Source organism: Holtiella tumoricola (assembly GCF_027857615.1).
GTDB classification, from domain to species: domain Bacteria; phylum Bacillota; class Clostridia; order Lachnospirales; family Cellulosilyticaceae; genus Holtiella; species Holtiella tumoricola.
In genome coordinates this window covers 66,851-86,737 of sequence record NZ_JAQIFT010000074.1, presented here as the reverse complement: position 1 = coordinate 86,737, position 19,887 = coordinate 66,851, and the positions used below count along the sequence as shown (strand labels likewise).

17 protein-coding genes are annotated in these 19,887 nt (G+C 34.1%); 14 read left to right on the top strand and 3 right to left on the bottom strand.

Annotation, left to right across the window (positions count from 1 at the left end; genetic code table 11):
- Positions 1-7 precede the first annotated feature (7 nt).
- A complete protein-coding gene (gene uvrA, locus PBV87_RS22345; protein WP_271013802.1) occupies positions 8-2,833 on the top strand; it encodes an excinuclease ABC subunit UvrA in 2,826 nt (941 codons plus the stop codon).
- A gap of 66 nt (positions 2,834-2,899) precedes the next feature.
- Here uvrA and PBV87_RS22340 read toward each other — a convergent pair whose 3' ends face one another.
- Both PBV87_RS22340 and PBV87_RS22335 read right to left on the bottom strand, forming a co-directional pair.
- Positions 2,900-4,027, bottom strand: coding sequence for a stalk domain-containing protein (locus PBV87_RS22340; RefSeq protein ID WP_271013801.1), 1,128 nt, complete (start codon positions 4,025-4,027; stop codon positions 2,900-2,902).
- 117 nt (positions 4,028-4,144) lie between these two features.
- Positions 4,145-4,573 carry a hypothetical protein gene (locus PBV87_RS22335; RefSeq protein ID WP_271013800.1) on the bottom strand — a complete coding sequence of 143 codons (429 nt, stop codon included), beginning with the start codon at positions 4,571-4,573 and terminating at the stop codon, positions 4,145-4,147.
- A gap of 134 nt (positions 4,574-4,707) precedes the next feature.
- Between PBV87_RS22335 and uvrC the strand changes: the two genes are divergently transcribed.
- The 10 genes from uvrC to PBV87_RS22285 all read left to right on the top strand — a co-directional run bounded on the left by uvrC (position 4,708) and on the right by PBV87_RS22285 (position 17,027).
- Entirely contained in the window at positions 4,708-6,543 is a 1,836-nt protein-coding gene (gene uvrC, locus PBV87_RS22330; RefSeq protein ID WP_271013799.1) for an excinuclease ABC subunit UvrC, read from the top strand.
- A 49-nt stretch (positions 6,544-6,592) separates the two neighbouring features.
- Positions 6,593-7,531: an HPr(Ser) kinase/phosphatase gene (gene hprK, locus PBV87_RS22325; protein ID WP_053982701.1), complete on the top strand. Its 939-nt coding sequence runs from the start codon at positions 6,593-6,595 to the stop codon at positions 7,529-7,531.
- A gap of 20 nt (positions 7,532-7,551) precedes the next feature.
- On the top strand, positions 7,552-8,505 hold the full coding sequence (locus tag PBV87_RS22320) for an ROK family protein (RefSeq protein ID WP_053982700.1): 954 nt from the start codon (positions 7,552-7,554) through the stop codon (positions 8,503-8,505).
- An 86-nt stretch (positions 8,506-8,591) separates the two neighbouring features.
- A complete protein-coding gene (locus tag PBV87_RS22315) occupies positions 8,592-8,750 on the top strand; it encodes an aspartyl-phosphate phosphatase Spo0E family protein (protein WP_082238540.1) in 159 nt (52 codons plus the stop codon).
- Positions 8,751-8,871: 121 nt separating this feature from the next.
- Positions 8,872-10,620: an ABC transporter ATP-binding protein gene (locus PBV87_RS22310; RefSeq protein ID WP_053982699.1), complete on the top strand. Its 1,749-nt coding sequence runs from the start codon at positions 8,872-8,874 to the stop codon at positions 10,618-10,620.
- Between the two features lie 13 nt (positions 10,621-10,633).
- The gene (locus tag PBV87_RS22305) at positions 10,634-12,682 is read left to right on the top strand and encodes an ABC transporter ATP-binding protein (protein ID WP_271013798.1); all 2,049 of its coding nucleotides are present in this window, start codon (positions 10,634-10,636) and stop codon (positions 12,680-12,682) included.
- Between the two features lie 52 nt (positions 12,683-12,734).
- Entirely contained in the window at positions 12,735-13,262 is a 528-nt protein-coding gene (locus PBV87_RS22300) for a YcxB family protein (RefSeq protein WP_271013797.1), read from the top strand.
- Positions 13,263-13,295: 33 nt separating this feature from the next.
- Positions 13,296-14,282: an apurinic/apyrimidinic endonuclease family protein gene (locus PBV87_RS22295; RefSeq protein WP_053982696.1), complete on the top strand. Its 987-nt coding sequence runs from the start codon at positions 13,296-13,298 to the stop codon at positions 14,280-14,282.
- A 114-nt stretch (positions 14,283-14,396) separates the two neighbouring features.
- The gene (locus PBV87_RS22290; protein WP_053982695.1) at positions 14,397-15,368 is read left to right on the top strand and encodes a C40 family peptidase; all 972 of its coding nucleotides are present in this window, start codon (positions 14,397-14,399) and stop codon (positions 15,366-15,368) included.
- Between the two features lie 279 nt (positions 15,369-15,647).
- Entirely contained in the window at positions 15,648-17,027 is a 1,380-nt protein-coding gene (locus PBV87_RS22285) for an MATE family efflux transporter (protein ID WP_271013796.1), read from the top strand.
- Between the two features lie 103 nt (positions 17,028-17,130).
- On the opposite strand, the gene PBV87_RS22280 is transcribed toward PBV87_RS22285, so the two are convergent.
- Entirely contained in the window at positions 17,131-17,571 is a 441-nt protein-coding gene (locus tag PBV87_RS22280; protein WP_271013795.1) for an RrF2 family transcriptional regulator, read from the bottom strand.
- Between the two features lie 200 nt (positions 17,572-17,771).
- Here PBV87_RS22280 and cysK point away from each other — a divergent pair, with 200 nt between their 5' ends.
- The 3 genes from cysK to PBV87_RS22265 all read left to right on the top strand — a co-directional run bounded on the left by cysK (position 17,772) and on the right by PBV87_RS22265 (position 19,881).
- On the top strand, positions 17,772-18,704 hold the full coding sequence (gene cysK, locus PBV87_RS22275) for a cysteine synthase A (protein ID WP_053982692.1): 933 nt from the start codon (positions 17,772-17,774) through the stop codon (positions 18,702-18,704).
- 146 nt (positions 18,705-18,850) lie between these two features.
- Positions 18,851-19,039 carry a hypothetical protein gene (locus PBV87_RS22270; RefSeq protein ID WP_271013794.1) on the top strand — a complete coding sequence of 63 codons (189 nt, stop codon included), beginning with the start codon at positions 18,851-18,853 and terminating at the stop codon, positions 19,037-19,039.
- Positions 19,040-19,152: 113 nt separating this feature from the next.
- Positions 19,153-19,881: an HAD-IB family hydrolase gene (locus PBV87_RS22265; protein ID WP_053982690.1), complete on the top strand. Its 729-nt coding sequence runs from the start codon at positions 19,153-19,155 to the stop codon at positions 19,879-19,881.
- The last annotated feature ends 6 nt before the right edge of the window (positions 19,882-19,887 follow it).

The window sequence follows — 19,887 nt, the reverse complement described above, 5'->3', positions numbered from 1 at the left end:
GGATAAAATGAAAAATAAGATTATGATAAAAGGTGCGTGTGAGCACAATTTAAAGAATATTGATCTTGAACTTAACCGTGACCAGCTTATTGTTTTTACCGGCCTAAGTGGTTCAGGAAAATCTTCTTTGGCCTTTGATACGATTTATGCAGAAGGTCAAAGACGTTATGTAGAATCTTTATCGGCTTATGCAAGACAATTCTTAGGACAAATGGAAAAGCCAGAAGTAGATTATATCTCTGGACTTTCTCCAGCTATTTCTATCGACCAAAAGACAACAAGTAAGAATCCTCGTTCAACTGTAGGGACAGTAACAGAAATCTATGATTACCTTAGATTACTTTTTGCTCGTGTTGGTGTACCACATTGTCCTAACTGTGGCAAAGAAATTAAAAAGCAAACCATTGACCAAATGGTAGACCAACTGATGGAGTTACCAGAACGTACAAAAGTACAGTTACTTGCACCTGTAGTTAGAGGACGTAAAGGACGCCATGAAAAGGTTCTTGAAACAGCTGTGAAACAAGGCTATATTCGTGCACGTATTGATGGTGAAGTTTATGACTTAACGGAAGCAGAGTTAGATTTAGATAAGAACAAAAAGCATTCTATTGATATTGTAGTTGACCGTCTTGTTATAAAGCCAGGTATTGAAAAACGCCTAACGGACTCTATTGAAACAGTTATGAAGCAATCAGGTGGACTTATGATTGCAGAAGTTAATGGTGAAGAAGAACTTAATTTTAGCCAAAGCTTCTCTTGTCCAGATTGCCAAATTAGTATTGATGAGATTGAACCACGTTTATTCTCTTTTAATAACCCATTTGGAGCATGTCCAACTTGTACAGGCCTTGGAGAAAAGCTAGAAGTAGACCCAGAACTGGTTATCCCAAATCCAGAGCTTAGTTTAAGACAAGGTGCGATTGCTGTTATAGGATGGGGCTCTATTGCTAATCCAGACAGTTATGCTTATGCTCTTTTTGAAGCTTTAATGAAAAAATATAAATTTGATCTAGATACACCATTTAATCAGTTATCAGAGAAGGTTCAAAATATTATTCTATATGGAACAGGTGATGAAAAAGTTCAATTCACATTCCATGGAGAGTATGGAACAAGAAACTATGATTATGCTTTTGATGGTGTAGTGGGTAATACGAAGCGTCGTTATGAAGAAAGCTCTTCAGAAAGTATGCGTGATGAATACGAAAGTTTTATGACAAGTATTCCTTGTAAGACTTGTAAAGGTGCAAGACTTAAGCCAGAGGCACTTGCAGTAACAGTAGGTGATAAAAATATTAATGATGTAACTAACATGTCTATTGGAGATCTTAGAAACTTCTTCTTAGATGTAGAGCTTAGCAATAGACAAAAGGCTATCGGGGCTCAAGTATTAAAAGAGATTAATGCAAGACTTGGCTTCTTAGTGGATGTAGGGTTAGATTATCTTACACTCTCACGTTCTTCTGGGACCTTATCAGGTGGAGAGGCACAACGTATTCGTCTAGCAACTCAAATTGGTTCAGGGCTTGTAGGTGTACTTTATATTCTTGATGAACCAAGTATTGGACTTCATCAACGTGATAACGAAAGACTTATTCAAACATTAGTAAGACTTAGAGATTTAGGTAATACCCTTATTGTTGTAGAGCATGATGAAGATACTATGCATGCGGCTGACTGGATTGTAGATATTGGACCAGGAGCAGGAGAACATGGGGGAGAGATTATTGCAAGTGGTCCACTAGACACTATCTTAGCCTGTGAGGGTTCAGAAACGGGAGCATATTTAAGTGGACGTAAGCAAATAGAAATCCCAGGGCAAAGAAGAAAAGGTAACGGTAATAAAATTAAAGTTGTGGGTGCTAAAGAAAATAACCTTAAGAATTTAAGTGTTGAGATTCCTCTTGGTACATTAACTTGTATTACAGGTGTGTCCGGTTCAGGGAAAAGTACATTAATTAATGAGATTCTCTTAAAACGCCTTGCTCGTGACCTTAACCGTGCAAAGGTGAAACCAGGAGCTCATAGAGATATTAAGGGATTAGAAAACTTAGATAAGGTTATCCATATTGATCAATCTCCAATTGGGCGTACACCACGTTCTAATCCAGCAACTTACGTTGGGGTATTTGATATGATTCGTGATGTATTTGCAGGTACACAAGAAGCTAAGATGAAAGGGTATCAAAAAGGCCGTTTCAGCTTTAACGTAAAAGGTGGACGTTGTGAAGCATGTCGTGGAGATGGAATGCTTAAAATAGAAATGCATTTCTTACCAGATGTCTATGTGCCTTGTGAAGTATGTAAAGGAAAACGTTACAATAGAGAAACCCTAGAAGTTAAATACAAAGATAAAACCATTTCAGACGTACTTGCAATGACAGTAGAAGAAGCACTTAAATTCTTTGAGAACTTCCCAGCTATTAGCCGTAAGCTACAAACACTTTATGATGTAGGGCTTGGGTATGTAAGACTTGGACAATCTTCTACAACACTTTCAGGTGGGGAAGCACAACGTGTTAAACTAGCTACAGAACTTAGCAAACGTAGTACAGGCAAAACCATGTACATTTTAGATGAACCAACAACAGGATTACATTTTGCAGATGTGCATAAATTAGTAGGCATTTTAGATAGACTTGTAGAAGGTGGAAACAGTGTCGTTGTTATTGAACATAACTTAGACGTTATTAAAACAGCAGATTACATTATCGACTTAGGACCAGAAGGTGGTAGCCGTGGTGGCGAAATTGTCGCAACAGGTACACCAGAGCAAGTAGCAAAAGTTGAGAAATCTTACACAGGTAAGTTCCTTAAGAAAATGTTATAAATGTATGATGTATTTCCTCTAATCATAAAAATAGGTGTTGTACTAAGTACAACACCTATTTTTTATTTATCTATAAGAATATAATGTTAATTCACTATCTTCGTATTTAACAATCATACGTTCTGTAGCTGTAGAAATTATACCTGAGTATTCAGAACCACCATATTCTTTTTTGAAATCTTCAATGATATCAGTTATGAAGTTTTCAAGAACACGTTTTTCTAAACGATTTGCATTGCTTGCAAAATCATTCCAGCTATCTTTTTTAGCTACTGGAAGGTCAGTGAAAATGTTGAAGATTACAACACCATCTACTAATTCAACTTCAGCATCAATGATTTTTACTTTTACGTCTGTCATGAGACCAGAATTGATAGCTGGAAGTTCTACTAAATCAAGAATATCTTCTTCCATGTGTTTTAATGAAGCATTACTGATTTCTGTATTGTAGTTAAATCTACCCTTTGTTGAATAAGAGAATGAACCAATTGTTTCATCTTGGTAATCGTCTTCAAGAGTACCAGCAATTTCAACAGTACCTAAATTCTTTTGGATATCTTCACAGATATCTTCTAACATTGTAGTAAGTTTAGTACTTGAAATACGATTAAAGTCTGTTTTATCTACTTTACTACTGTAAGATACAGTTAAGTTTAATACTTCTTTTTTACTATCGTAAGTAAGGCCAAAGCTCCACTCTACATTGTGTTTATCTTCATAGTCATCTTCAAGAAGAGAAATCATCTTTTTGATGCCTGATGCTGATAAGTCTGGTTTTTTAGCTTCTTCTTCTTTTTTATCTTCTTCTTGTTGTTCATAGTATGCAACTTTTTTCTCAGCTGCTGCTAATTGGTTTTTAAGAGTAGCAATTTCTAAGTTTTTATTTGCAAGCTCTTGTTCTGTTACAGATGTAGAAGGTGTTTTTGAAGAAATTTGAACAGTTTTATTTGAACTATCCCAACCTACATTGTTATTAGTCATTTGACCAGCATCACGAAGAGATACATAAACAGTACCATCGATCATGAATGGTTCATATTGAGGAGTTTGGAAACTACCATCGTATGTAACTTTAATATTGTTATAAACTGCTTTTACATTTTTTGTAAGGTTTGCTGCACTTGTAGAAAATGCACCTGTTCCAATAGCCATAGCACAACCTAATGCTAATGCTTTTTTCATTTTTTTGCTCATATAATAACCTCCTTTAAGTATACATAGTTTAAATACAAGCTGTTAAACATAAGTATACTCAATAGGAGGCGAAAATTCAATTTAACTCTGGAAAATTAATGAAATTGTAATAAAGTATTATTTGATGTCTAATTTTCCATTTTTAAACATGAAAGTATAGGTAGGTTGTTTTGCATCATCTTCTTTAATTATACCTTCAATAGGAATAGTAGTAGTACCTAGATTTGTTTGAATCTCAGATATAATAGAAGTAAGAAGTTTTTCAAGGTCAGCTTTAGAAATTTGTTTGAAGGCCTTAGCATCTTCTTTATCATATTCTATAGCAATGATAACACGGCCATTACTAAAGAGAATATCAAAATCCCAATCTACTTTAAATTGTTTATCGTAGTTTTTTTCAAGTTTATCTTCTAATTGTTCTAATACATAATTAATAGCAAGGGGATTATTAAGGTCTACTTTTGGAGCGCTTGCAAAAAGAGTGAGAGATTGGCTTGCAATAACACCAATACATAAGGTTTTAAGGCAAAAGTTTTTAATAGACATATGAAGTCCTCCTAAAATTAAAGTCTATAAATAGTATTTAAAGTAATGAGAAGAATATTCTGGTAAAAATTAGTATATATAAACCATTAAAAGTAGTTTATACTTGAATAAGAGAAGAAAAAAGGAGTAACGCTATGTTTGATATAAAAGAAGAACTCAAAAAGTTACCAGGTTCACCAGGTGTTTATCTGATGAAGAATGAACTGGATCAAATAATTTATGTAGGCAAAGCTGTTAGTCTTAAAAATCGTGTAAAACAGTATTTTCAACAGTCAAAAAATCATTCTATAAAAACTATTAGATTAGTAGAACAGATTAAGAGTTTTGAATATATTGTAACGACATCCGAGCTAGAAGCTTTGGTTTTAGAATGTAATTTAATTAAAAGATATAACCCTAAATATAATATAAGGTTGAAAGATGATAAACATTATCCTTATATAAGAGTAGATATTCATAATGTCTTTCCAAGGGTAACAGTAGTAAGGAAGATGAAAAAAGATGGTGCTAAATATTTTGGGCCTTATACAGATTCCAATGCTATGTGGGAAATGGTAGAGTTTATTAAGAAGACGTGGCCACTTCGTACGTGTACAAGGGTACTCCCTAGAGATATTAATAAGGAACGTGCTTGTTTGAATTATCATATTGGACAATGTAGTGGACCATGTATTGCTGAAATTAACGAAACAGACTATAAGGCAATTATAGAAGAAGTGGTATCTTTCTTAGGAGGGAAATATCAAGATATTATTAAACGTCTTGAAAAAAGTATGGAAGAAGCGTCTATGAACTTAGAGTTTGAAAAAGCAGCACTCTTAAGAGACCAACTTACTGCTATTAAAAAGATAGAACAAAAGCAAACTGCAAGTAATAGCAGTATGGAAGACCAAGATGTTATTGCTTTTGCAAGAAGTGAAAAAGATACATTAATGCAGATTTACTTTGTACGACAAGGTAAGCTCATTGGTCGAGAGCACTTCTTAATCAATGACACACAAGGAGAGGACATAGAGCAAATCTTTAGTGATTTCATTGTGCAATTTTATTCAGAGGCAACATTTATTCCAAAGCAAATTCTAGTAGAGAAAATGCCAGAGGATCAACAAGTTGTTGAAGAATATTTAACCATGCATAAGGGAAGTAAAGTCAGTTTAATTCTCCCACAAAAAGGGACAAAGCATAATCTATTAGAACTAGCAAGTAAGAATGCCTATATTACTTTAAGTCAATTTGGCGATGAGATTAGGCGTCAAGAAGCAAGAACCCAAGGGGCATTGAGTGAAATACAAGAAGCTCTTGGGTTTAATATACAGCTTAATCGTATAGAAGCGTATGATATTTCTAATACACAAGGGATTGAATCTGTAGGTGGTATGGTTGTCTTTGAAAAAGGTAAGCCTAAACGTAGTGACTATCGTAAATTTAAGATTAAAAGTATACAAGGCCCTAATGATTATGGAAGTATGGAAGAGGTACTAGATAGAAGAATTGCAAGGCTTGTCCAAAAAGGCGAAGAAGATAGTTTTACCAAAATGCCAGATCTAATTTTAATGGATGGTGGAAAAGGGCAAGTCGGTGTAGCAGAGAAAATATTGGATAAATATAAACTCAATATTCCAGTATGTGGTATGGTTAAGGATGATAAACATAGGACAAGAGGGTTATTGTACCAAAATGAAGAGATATTATTAAAACCCACTACAGAAGGCTTCAAGCTTATTACCCGTATCCAAGATGAGGTACACCGATTTGCTATTGAGTACCATAAGAAACTTAGAAGTAAAGCACAAGTTCAATCTGTCCTAGATGATATTAAGGGGGTAGGTAAGGAACGTAAAAAATACTTGATGAATCACTTTAAAAGTGTGGAGCTTTTAAGACAGGCATCTGTAGAAGAGATAGAATCGGTACCAGGGATTACAAAAGATGTAGCAATGAATATTTATACTTTTTTCCATAAAAGATAGATGATATAATGTAATATAGTGTAAAAAAACAGAAAAAAGGAGTAAAGGCATGTATTCTGTAAAAGTAAGTAAATTGATTGAACATTTTAAGCTAGAGCCTTTAACACCAAATATTGAGTATGAAAATAGACAAATAAAGGACTCAGATGTTAATAGACCAGCTCTTCAGTTAGCAGGGTTCTTTGACTATTTCGATCCAACAAGATTACAAATCATTGGTAAAGTAGAACATACCTACATGGAACAAATGCCAGAAGATGAGAGGAAAAAGTGTGTAGAACGTCTTATGAGCTATACAGAAATTCCTTGTATTGTATTTTGTAGAGAAGAAATAGAGCCATTCCCAGAAATGGTTGAGTATGCTGAAAAAAGTGGCATCCCATTATTTAAGACCAATATGTCTACAACTAGCTTCTTAGCAGAAGTGAATAGATGGCTACACGTAGAGTTAGCACCTCGTATTTCTATGCATGGTGTACTTGTAGATATCTATGGAGAAGGTGTACTGATTACAGGAGAAAGTGGTATTGGTAAGAGTGAAACAGCCCTAGAACTTGTAAGAAGGGGACATCGTCTAGTAGCAGATGACGCTGTAGAAATTAAACGTGTTTCAGGAACCACTTTACTTGGTTCAGCACCAGAGGTTATTCGCCACTTTATAGAAGTACGTGGTATTGGTATCGTAGATGTTAAACAAATTTTTGGTGTAGGTTCAGTTAAAGAAATGAAAAATATTGACCTTATTGTTAAATTAGAAAATTGGGATCAGAAGAAGCAATATGATCGATTAGGTTTAACAAATGAGTATATCGATATATTAGGAATTAATGTAGTAAGTCACTCAATTCCAATTAGACCAGGTAGAAATTTAGCTATTATTTGTGAAACTGCAGCAATTAACTTTAGACAAAAGAAAATGGGATATAATGCAGCAGAAGCACTTAATGAACGTGTTATGAATAACTTACAAAATAATTTTAATAATTAAAGCTTGATGGAGGATTAGGGATGTATTATATTGGTGTAGATTTAGGTGGGACAACAATTAAAGTAGGATTAGTAAATGATGAATATCAAATTATTGATAAAATTGTTATTCCTACAGGAAGAGAACGTTCATCAGAGGCAGTACTTAAAGACATGGCAGATGTATGTAGACAGATTATGAATAAACATGGTCTTACAGAATCTGATGTACACTCAATTGGTATTGGAAGCCCAGGAATTGCTTCTCCAGTTGAAGGGATTATTCACTATGCAAGTAACTTAAACTTCAATGAGGTAAATGTAAGAGAAGAAATTCAAAAGTATATTAACCTTAATGTGTATGTAGAAAACGATGCAAACTGTGCAGCTTTAGCAGAAGCTATTTGTGGTGCAGCTAAAGGTGAGAAAGATGTAGTTGTTGTAACATTAGGTACAGGTGTTGGTGGTGGGATCATCATCGGCGGTAAAGTATATAGTGGTGCTTTTTGCGGTGGTGGTGAAATTGGTCACCATGTTCTTGAGTTAAATGGTCGTCCATGTGGCTGTGGTCGTAAAGGATGTTGGGAACAATATGCTTCTGCAACAGCACTTATCAATGATGCAAAGGTAGCGGCAACAGCTAATCCAGGTTCTCTTCTTGCAACTATGGTAGAAGGAAACTTAGAGGGCATGACAGCTAAAATTGTATTTGATGCAGCACAAGCAGGTGATGTGGTAGCAAATGAAGTACTTGATCAATACTTCAAATATGTAGCATATGGTGTAGCTAACCTTGCTTATATGTTACAACCAGGTGTAGTTGTACTTGGTGGTGGTATGAGTGCACAAGGTGAGAACTTAACAGTACCTGTTACAAAATATGCACAGGCGCAGATGTGTCCAGGGCTTGAACTTAGAAATCCAGTTAGAGCAGCTATTTTAGGTAATGATGCAGGTATTATTGGAGCAGCCTTAGTAGGTACAACTCTTCAATAGTATATTTCTAGATAAAATATGTTTCAAAGGAATATTGGGAGAGATTTTGAAACATACTACGGGCATTACCTTAATAGGAGGGACATATGCTAAGGCACGAAATCGTAAGGCAAATAGAAGAGGCAAGACAAGAGCTGAATGATATGTTGGGGACTTACGAAGATGGGCAAGATGATGAAGATATTATTCATTTAAGTCAGAGTTTAGATGAGCTTATTGTACAGTATATGCAGCTCACTAAATAGACAGATTTTTTACAGATGTTAGTCATGAGATAAATCGGGACTGTTATGACATAGGTTGTAACAGTCCCTAAATTTGTATAGATAATAGCTTTTAGTATTTGGGTTTATAGGGAGGTAAAAGATGAATAGTCAAGACGTACTAAAGAAATATATTAATAAGTATAAATGGTTGTATTTAATAGGCATAATGGTTTTATTAGCGGTAGACTATATGCAACTCTTTATTCCAAAGATAACAGGTAGTGTTACAGATGGAATTAAAGATGGAAGTATGACATCAGAGGGCATACTACAAATGGTCATGCTCCTTATAGGTGTAGCCGTGATTATGGGATTATGCCGTATAGGATGGCGTTATTGTATCATTGGGTCAGCTAGAAAAGTAGAAAGAGATGTTAGGGAAGACTTATTTGAAAAATGGGTAACACTAGATAGTCAATATTTTAATGAACATAAAACAGGAAATTTAATGGCATATGCAACTAACGACTTAAATGCTATTCGTATGATGGTAGGACCTGGTGTTATTACTATATTTGATGCTGTTATTATGACAGTTATGGTTATTGGGCAAATGGCATTTGCTATAGACCTTAAGCTTACTTTGGTTGCAATTTTACCGATGCCACTTATTGCTCTTTCAAGTTACTATTTTGGAAGAATTATAAAAAAGCGTTTTAAACAAAAACAAGAAGCCTTTGCTCTTCTATCCGATAAAGTACAAGAGTCCTTTTCCGGGATTAAAGTTATTAAGTCTTTTGTACAAGAGTACTATGACTTACAAGACTTTGATGAAATAGCAGAAGATAATTATACAAAGAACTTAAAACTTGCAAAACTATCAGCATTTCTTAATCCACTTGTTATCTTTTTAGTAGGTTCAAGTTTATTAATCTCAATAGGATATGGTGGTTATTTGACTATGATTAATGAGATTACAATAGGTGAATTTGTAGCTTTCAATCAATATATTTTAATGCTAAGTTGGCCAATGCAAGCTATCGCTATGGGGATTAATACTTTTGCTCAAGGCATGGCATCTGTAAAAAGAATAGATGAAGTGTTAAGCGAAACAAGTCAGGTTCAAGATAGAGAAGATGCAGAGGTATTACCTAAGTTAGAGGGACATATTCGCATTAATCATCTTAACTTTAATTTCCCAGATAACAATCAACCAGGTTTAAAAGATATATGCTTAGAAGTTAAACCAGGTGAAACGTTAGCTGTACTTGGACGAACAGGAAGTGGGAAGTCAACATTAGTTAATTTACTTCTTAGAATTTATAATGCACCAGAGGGAAGCATCTTCTTAGATGAAACAGATATTATGGATGCAAAAATACAAGATGTCAGAAAACAAATAGGATATGTACCACAAGATAACTTCTTATTTAGTGATACAATTATGAACAATATTGGATTTGGTGTAGATCATATATCTCGTGAGACAGTAGAAGAAGCAGCCAAGAAGGCAGATGTACATAAAAATATTATCGACTTCCCACATCAATATGAGACAGTAGTAGGAGAAAGAGGAACAACACTTTCTGGAGGTCAAAAACAAAGAGTATCTATTGCAAGGGCACTTATTTTAGATACACCAATCTTGATTCTAGATGACTCTTTATCTGCAGTAGATACAAAGACAGAGGAGCTTATCTTAAATAATCTAAAAGAAGTAAGGCAGGATAAAACGAACATTATTATTGCCCATCGTATTTCAACAGTACGTCATGCAGAACATATCGTGGTACTTGAAAATGGCCATATTGCTGAATATGGAGACCACGAAAGTCTACTTGCAGTTGATGGAATTTATGCAGAAATGTATAGAAAACAACAACTTGAAGAAGAGATTAGTGAGGCATAGGGGGGATATGAGAATGAAAACACAAGATAGTAGACTTATTAGACGTTTATTAGCTTATGCAAAACCATACAAAGGTTGGTTCTTTGTTGTACTGGCCTTAATGCTTATAAGTACAGTGGCTGATTTAGCTAAGCCTGTGCTTATAGGAAATGCTGTAGACTTATTTACAGAAGGTTATAAGACACCTTATATCGCTGTAACAGACTCAGAAGGTACTGTAACTTTTGAAGGGGAGAATATAAGACAGCTACAAGCAAATGATGTAGTAGATACTGTACATCAGATGATTCAGTATAAAAATGTATATTACTGGATTGATGAGATGAAGCTAGAAGATAGCAAAGCATTAGAAGGTATGACACCGGAAGATTATAGTCAAGCATTAACCATCCAAACAGAGGGTGTAAGTCTAGAATTAAATGGGAATACTTATGAAGGACGTGTACTTTTAAAAGAGGAGTTGAAAGTATTAAGAAGTCTTAATCTACCAGAGTTAGGTAGGCTTGCAATACTCTTCTTACTTGTTCTTGTTATAAGCTTTGGATTTTTATATTTACAAGCAATGATCTTACAATATATTGGACAGAAGATTATTTTAGCAGTGCGCCATGAAATTTATGAAAAAATGCTTTATTTACCAGATAGATTCTATCATCAAAATCCAATAGGTAAACTGGTAACACGTGTAACAAATGATACAGAAACTTTAAATGAAATGTACACAAGTGTACTTGTAAACTTACTCAAACAAGTATTGTTCCTATTAGGGGTTATGGTCATGATGCTTGCTACAGATGTAAGAACAGCCCTTTGGGTGTTTGCACTCATTCCATTAGTAGTAGGCGCAACCTTTGTTTACAAATACTTCTCAAGAATCGCATATAGAGATGTACGTAATCGCCTAACACAAATGAATACATTTTTATCAGAGCATATTTCAGGTATGCGTATTATACAAATCTTCACAAGAGAAGATGCTAAAGTTAAACAAATGAAATCTATTAATACAAAGTTATATAAAGCAGGCATGAGAGAAATGACAGCATTCATGCTCTTTAGACCATTTATTTTCGTTCTTTCAACAGTTGGCGTGGGTCTTGTCCTTTTAGTAGGTGGAAATAGTGTACTTAAAGGTGCTATGAGCGTAGGTGCATTAATTATTATGGTTTCTTATACAAAAGATTTCTTTGGACCTATTGAACAATTAGCAGAGAACTTCAGTGTACTTCAATCAGCACTTGCTTCAGCAGAGAAAATCTTTACAATTTTAGATGAAGAGAATGAAATTAATAATGGAACTTATAAGATTGAAAAAGGGTTTAATGGCTCTATAGAGTTTAAAAATGTTTGGTTTGCTTATGAGGAAGAAGAGTGGATCTTAAAAGATGTTTCTTTCACGATTGAAGCAGGACAAAAGGTAGCCTTTGTAGGTGCAACAGGAGCAGGTAAAACATCTATTCTGAGTCTAATTTGCCGTTATTATGACATTCAAAAAGGGCAAATTTTAATAGATGGTAGAGATATTAAAGAATATGATATTGCTTCTTTAAGAAGTCAAGTAGGACAAGTACTTCAAGATGTATTTATGTTTACTGGAGATGTAAAAAGCAATATTCGCTTAGGAAACGACACTATTTCCCAGGAAACGATTGAAAAGGCAAGTAAGCTTGTTAATGCTCATGAATTTATTGAGAGATTACCACAAAAATACAATGAAAAAGTATTAGAAAGAGGGGCGAGCCTCTCTACAGGACAACGTCAGCTCATTTCCTTTGCTAGGGCAGTTGCTTATAACCCTAAAATCTTTATTTTAGATGAGGCCACAGCTAATATTGATACAGAGACAGAAAGCTTAATTCAAGATGCACTTTATAAGATGATGGAAGGTCGTACAACATTAATGGTAGCTCACCGCTTGTCTACAATCCAACATGCTGATAATATTATTGTGTTACATAAAGGTAAAATAAGAGAGATGGGGAACCATCAAACCCTATTAAGTAATAAGGGCATTTACTATAACTTGTACCAATTAGCATTACAAAGTCAGGTTATGTCTTAAACAAAAGATAAAAGATGAATCGGAGATATTAACAATGTAAAGAGGTGTGAAAATGACAGAAACGAATGAACTTACAGTGAAGATTAAAATGAAAATTAGTGACGTATGGCGCTATAACGTATGGGTAGGTTACCGTACATGGTTTAGCAAAATACTTGTTGTAATAGGATTAGGTATCCTAGGATGGATAGGGTATCAATTTACCCAAAATACTGGACGTATAGATTTATTTTTTGCAGATAATATTATATGGATTATTGCTGCAGCTCTCCTTTTAATCGGGAAACCTTTTAAAATATGGAATATAACAGCATCTCAGATGCAATCACCAGTGTTTTCAGGTACAACAGAGTATGTATTTTCTAAAGAGAATATTTACCTTAAAGTAGGTGAACTAGAAGATACAGTATCTTGGGATACTTATGTAAGAATTGTAGAAACAGGCAAAGACTTCAGATTTTTTGTAGATCCTGTACAAGCACAACTTTTACCAAAGCATAATATGGATTCTGAAACTGTAGCAAAGCTTAGAGAACTCATCAAGGCAGCAAAACCAGCAACAAGTTATAAATTAAAATAGGACATTAAACAATAGGCTTAGAAAGAGGATCAAATGGAAAGATTATTTCATATTTCTACAACACCCAAATATATTGAATGGTTCAATGATGATTGGGATAAAATTAAAGCATTTAGTGAGAAACATCATATGGAGGGTATAGAGCTTGGACTTACCATGGACTATGATATCAATAAAATTCCAGAAGGTGTTGTAAAAGGTGTACACTTAAGTTTTTACCCAATGTGGTTAGACTTTTGGAGAGGCGATACAGCTAAGGTAGAAGGCTTACTAGGTGGTCACCAAGCTATGTTAGATTATTATGGTGGGGCAAGTAAAGAAGTAATGATAGAGTGCTACAAAGCACAATATGCAAGAGCAAAAGCTCTTGGGGCTAAGTATATGGTATTCCATGTAAGTCATATTTGTATGGAGGATTCATTTACTTGGCAATTTGATTACACAGATGATGAAATCGTAGATGCTACAATTGAACTTATAAATGCAGTCTTTCCAGCGGATGAAGAAGGGCCTATGTTATTATTCGAAAATCTTTGGTGGCCAGGACTTACTTATCTTGATAAACAGGTAACTAAAAAACTTTTAGACGGTGTGAAGTATGGACAAAAAGGTTTGCTTATGGATATCTCTCATTTGATTTTAACCAATCTTAAAATAGGTAATGAAAAAGCTTGTTATACTTATGTGAAAGAAGTGGTGCAAAACCTAGGAGAACTTAAAGAGTTTATCTATGGTGTGCACTTAAATAAGACACTTCCTAAACATTATATGCAACAAGACCGCAGTTACTTAGTTGAAAGGTATAGAGAAGCTAAGACACCACAACTTAAAATGCGTGTTTTAAAACAACATATACAAAAGTTAGATCCTCATCAACCCTTTGATCATGAAATTGCAAAGCAAATCGTAGAGTATATTAACCCTAAGTTTTGTGTATATGAGACGAATCCTGTAGATATATATGAAATGGCATACTTTATCAAGCGACAAAACCTTGCATTAGGTATTTCATATAAATAATATCATGATAAAATAATTAATCATGTGTATATTGTTGACAGCGTATTTCTTTTTTCTTATAATAGTTTTGTAATAATTAGTTAATAAATTATGAAAAACACGGAGGAAGTAGAAATGCAGCTGAAAAAACCATTACTCATGTTCATTGTAGTCGTATCAGCAATGTTTATGCCAACTTTTGTATTTGCTCAAGCATATGGAAAAGTTAATGTTGCTACACTTAATATGAGACAACAGCCTGATTCAAAAGCTACTAACATAGGTCAACTAGATCAAAGAGATGAAGTAGACATTATTGGACGCGCAAATGATGCATGGCTAGAGATTAAGACAAGTAGTGGGAAAACAGCTTATGTTTTTGCAGAATACGTATCTATAGAAGAAGCCCAAGGAACAATAATAGGACAAGGCGTTAGGCTTCGTGATTATCCTTCAGTAACAGGTTCAAGTGTGTTTGACACTTTAAGTAAAGGTGAAAAAGTTGTTATTGAATACGTAGTAGATGGATGGTGTAAAGTTATTCATGATGGAAGAGAAGGCTTTATTAGTCAAGAATACGTAGAGTCTAAGTTTATGAAAGAAATTAAAACGAAGACTATGGCAGAAGTAAAACGTGTTGTACCAGCTCAAAAGGTACAAGAAGCTACAGGTACAAGTAGTAATAATCAAAGTAATAGTGGAAGTACAAGTGAAAAAGAAACAGTTGCGACTTCAGGCATGAGCTTAGGCAGTACCATTGTAGAAGATGCTAAGCAGTTTGTTGGTAACCCATATGTTTATGGGGGGAATAGCTTAAGTACTGGTGTAGACTGCTCAGGATTTACACAACAAATTATGAAAAGACATGGTATTAGTATTTCACGTACATCACGTTCGCAATATGAGAATGATGGCTATCAAGTAAGCAAGAGTGAATTGCAAAAAGGTGACTTAGTTTTCTATGGCTACAATGGTTCAGTATCACATGTAGCGATTTATATAGGTAGTGGCAAAATTGTTCATGCTAATACAAGTAGTACAGGCATTATTATCAGCTCGTTAGATGGATCTGGTAAGCCATACATAGGTGCAAAAAGAGTAATTTAAGATAGATTTATCAATCTAAACATAGATTTTGTAAAAAGATGAGTATAGAGACATACAAATGTATATGGTATTACAAAGTTAATATCGTATAGAGATTTGTATGTCTTTTTTTGTTTTATCTTATAACCTATCTGTACATATATTCTTTAAATCAATAAAGTTTATTATTCTTAGAGAAAATGATAAATAAGTATAAATATGGTATAAGAAAATACATTGATTTATTAATGAAAAGGGGTATAGAATAGAGAACGAATTGAAAATAGAGGGAGAGTAAGAATGAAAGAAAACATAAAAAATATGACAGTAGGTTCTCCGATGAAGTTAATCGCTAGCTTCTTTATGCCCCTATTACTAGGTATGTTATTCCAACAGTTTTATAGTATGGTTGATACAATGATAGTTGGAAGATTTTTGGGTGCAAAGGCATTAGCAGCAGTAGGTGGAACAGGTTCTATTAACTTTATGATTATTGGTTTTTGCATGGGTGTATGTAATGGATTTGCTATTCCAGTAGCACAGGCGTTTGGAGCAGGGGATGAATCCTCAGTAAGGAAGTATGTAGCAAATAGTGCATGGCTATCGGTTGTATTTTCACTGGTAACAACAGTAATTGTATGTGTATTATGCCGTAAGATATTAGGATGGATGGATACACCAAGTGATATTTTTGAAGGGGCATATGATTATATTTTTGTTATCTTTTTAGGGATACCTGTTATTTACTTATATAATTTATTGGCAGGGATACTAAGGTCTCTTGGAGATAGTAAGACTCCGCTCTATTTCCTTGTGATATCCTCTTTATTGAATATTATACTAGATTTGGTTGCTATTTTAGTATTAGATATGGGTGTTGCTGGGGCTGCATGGGCAACAGTTATTTCACAAGGTATTTCTGGTATTTTATGCCTTATATATATTTATAAAAAGTTTACTATTCTTAAGATAAATAAGGAAGAGTGGCAACCAAAATGGGGATATATGCGTGGGTTATGTATGATGGGTATACCTATGGGACTTCAATATTCTATTACTGCTATTGGTAGTGTTATTTTACAAACAGCTGTTAATTCATTAGGTTCTATGGCTGTAGCGGCAATAACAGCAGGTAACAAGATTAATATGCTATTTTGTTGTCCATTTGATGCGATGGGGGCGACTATGGCAACTTATTCGGGGCAAAATGTAGGTGCTGGAAAATTTGATAGAGTAACAGATGGTTTAAAAGCATGTAGTTTAATTGCGCTCTTGTATTCAATTGTTTCTTGCGTCGTATTATTTATTTTTGGAGAGCAATTATCCCTAATGTTTGTCGATGGATCAGAAGTAGACATTATAAGGGATGCAGCATTATTACTTAAATGCACAAGTACATTTTTCTTCCCATTAGCGCTTGTGAATATTGTAAGATTCACTATTCAAGGTATGGGATTTGGAAATTTAGCTATTTTAGCAGGTGTATGTGAAATGATTGCTCGTAGTGTAGTTGGTTTTGTATTTGTGCCAATGTTTGGATATACGGCAGCATGTTTTGCTAGTCCAGTGGCTTGGATTATGGCAGATTTATTCTTAATACCAGCTTATATTTATGTTATTAATAAGTTGAAGAGGAGAAACTTAGAGCAAGACTATATGAATGTGTCATTGAGTCAGTAAAAATTTAAGTTTGATATAGAAGATTTATTAATCTCTTTAAAATGATAAAAAGTAAGAAGCTACTGTCTAGATGCAGTAGCTTCTTACTTTTTTTGTGATATTTTTAAATATAAAACATATAACTTTCTTCAGGATTATATTTAGCTAATTCTTCTTTGAGCGTGGCAAGAGTAATCGTATTAAGTGTAGTATAGATGGAATCATCAAGAGTTTGCCATACAAAATGATTCATTGTTTTTTCAATAGCATCATCTGTCACAGAGCTTTCAGTTTTTTCGAATAAATTTGTTTCGATAGCTTGAAGAATTTGAGCAACAGTGATCTCTTCTAGAGGGTGTGCTAATTGATAGCCACCTTGAGCACCTTTAATAGAGATGACTAAATGAGCGCGTTTAAGTAGAGAGAAAACTTGTTCAAGATAAATTTTTGAAAGACCGAGTTTTTCAGAAATGGTGAGTATGGTTATACATTCACCAGAGGTAGAAACTTGTGCAAGTGCAAGCATAGCTGCTAAACCATAACGGCCTTTAGATGAAATACGCATAGATAATCCTCCAATACCTAGTAAACCAATATGTTTTGCTTAAATATAGTATAGAGCATAAAAAAAATAATAACAATAATAAAAATAATTTTTTAAAATAGATTGACAATTTAGAGTGAGAGGCATATATTATTAGCATAGTAAACAGATATGTTTTATAAGATAAATGAAAATAGATTATTTTATAAGGAGTGATTGATATGGCAAAAATTTATAAAGGTTTAACTGAACTTATTGGGGGAACACCTTTACTTGAACTTGTTAATTATAATAGAAATCATGATTTACCAGCTCAGATATTAGCAAAACTAGAATATTTTAATCCAGCAGGTAGTGTAAAAGACCGTGTAGCCAAAGCAATGATTGAAGATGCAGAATCAAAAGGGATTTTGACATCAGATTCAGTTATTATTGAACCAACAAGTGGTAATACAGGTATTGGTCTTGCTGCCGTAGCAGCAGCTAGAGGCTATAGAGCAATCTTAACTATGCCAGAAACAATGAGTATAGAAAGACGTAATTTATTAAAAGCTTATGGGGCAGAAATTGTTCTGACAGAAGGTGCAAAGGGAATGAAAGGCGCTATAGAAAAAGCTGAAGAACTTTCTAAAACTATTCCTAATAGCTTTATACCAGGTCAATTTGTAAATCCAGCTAATCCAACAGCACATATTCATACAACAGGCCCAGAAATTTGGGAAGATACAGAAGGAAAAGTAGATATTTTTGTTGCTGGTGTAGGAACAGGCGGTACTATTACAGGCGTAGGACAGTATTTAAAAGAAAAAAATCCTAATATTAAAATAGTAGCAGTAGAGCCTGCTGACTCACCAGTACTTTCAGGAGGTAAACCAGGACCACATAAGATTCAAGGCATAGGGGCTGGCTTTGTACCAGAGGTACTCAACACAGGTGTATACGATGAAATTATTAAAGTTAAAAACGAAGATGCTTTTACAGTAGGTAGAGAAGTGGCAAGAACAGAAGGCATTCTTATTGGGATTTCATCAGGAGCAGCTGTTTATGCAGCTACTGAGCTAGCAAAACGCCCAGAAAATCAAGGTAAGACAATAGTTGTTTTATTACCAGATACAGGTGAACGTTATTTATCTACACCATTATTTAGTGAATAATTAAAATGAAAAAGAGTTGGAGATGTTTATTGAAAGTTAGGATAAACGTATTCAGCTCTTTTTAGATAAAAAGGCATAATTAGAGTGCTTTAATAATAAGATTATAAAAGAGCTTCTTTACCATTTTTTTCAAGGGAGGCGGTCAAATGAAAAGAAATAGAAGCATTAGTGTATTTTTTATAGCTCTTCTTATTTTAATCCTACTTTTGATAGGCTATTGTACTATGAATCAACCGGAGCAGGTAAATGAAAAAGCCTCACTAAGTGAAAATATTATAGAAATAGCTATGAGCAAAAGAGGTAGTCAAATAGTAAATCATATTGCCAATATATAGGTAAGATAAGGAATATGTAAAATGCATTGTAAAGGAATGAATGACAAATATAGCTTGACAAGTATTAGACCGTTCTCTATACTAGTTCTAATTATTCAAAAGGAGGTTAGGACATGAAAAATATTGCAGCATTTTTTGATATAGATGGGACGATATATAGAGAAGGGCTTATTACTGAGGTATTTAAAAAGATGATTAAGTATGAACTCATTGATGCAAGTAAATGGCATAGTGATGTAAGACCAGCTTTTTTAAACTGGGATAAGAGATTAGGAGATTATGATACTTACTTATTGAAGATGGTTGATGTATATACAGAAGCTGTAAAGGGTACAACACCTTATCACATGTCCTACATTGCGCAAAAAGTAATAGAGCAAAAGGGAGATCGTGTATACACATTTTCTAGACAACGTATTAAAAATCATAAAGAAAACGGACATAAAGTCATTGCTATATCAGGTTCACCTATTGAACTCGTAAAAGAAATGTCTAATAAATATGATATGGATGACTACAGGGGGACAATCTATAAAGTAAATGAACAAGGTACTTATAGTGGTGATATTATTCCAATGTGGGATGCTGTAAGTAAGCGTAAATCTATCTTAGAAATGGTAGATAAGTATGATATAGATCTAGCTGAAAGCTACGCTTATGGAGATACAACGGGAGACTTAACTATGCTTAAAATGGTAGGCCATCCGTTTGCAATTAATCCAACTAAAGAATTACTGAGCAAGATTCTAGAAGATGAAGAGCTCAAACAAAAAATTACAATTATTGTAGAAAGAAAAGATGTAACTTATCGTATGTCTTTAGAGCATTTAGATCTTATTTGATAGCTT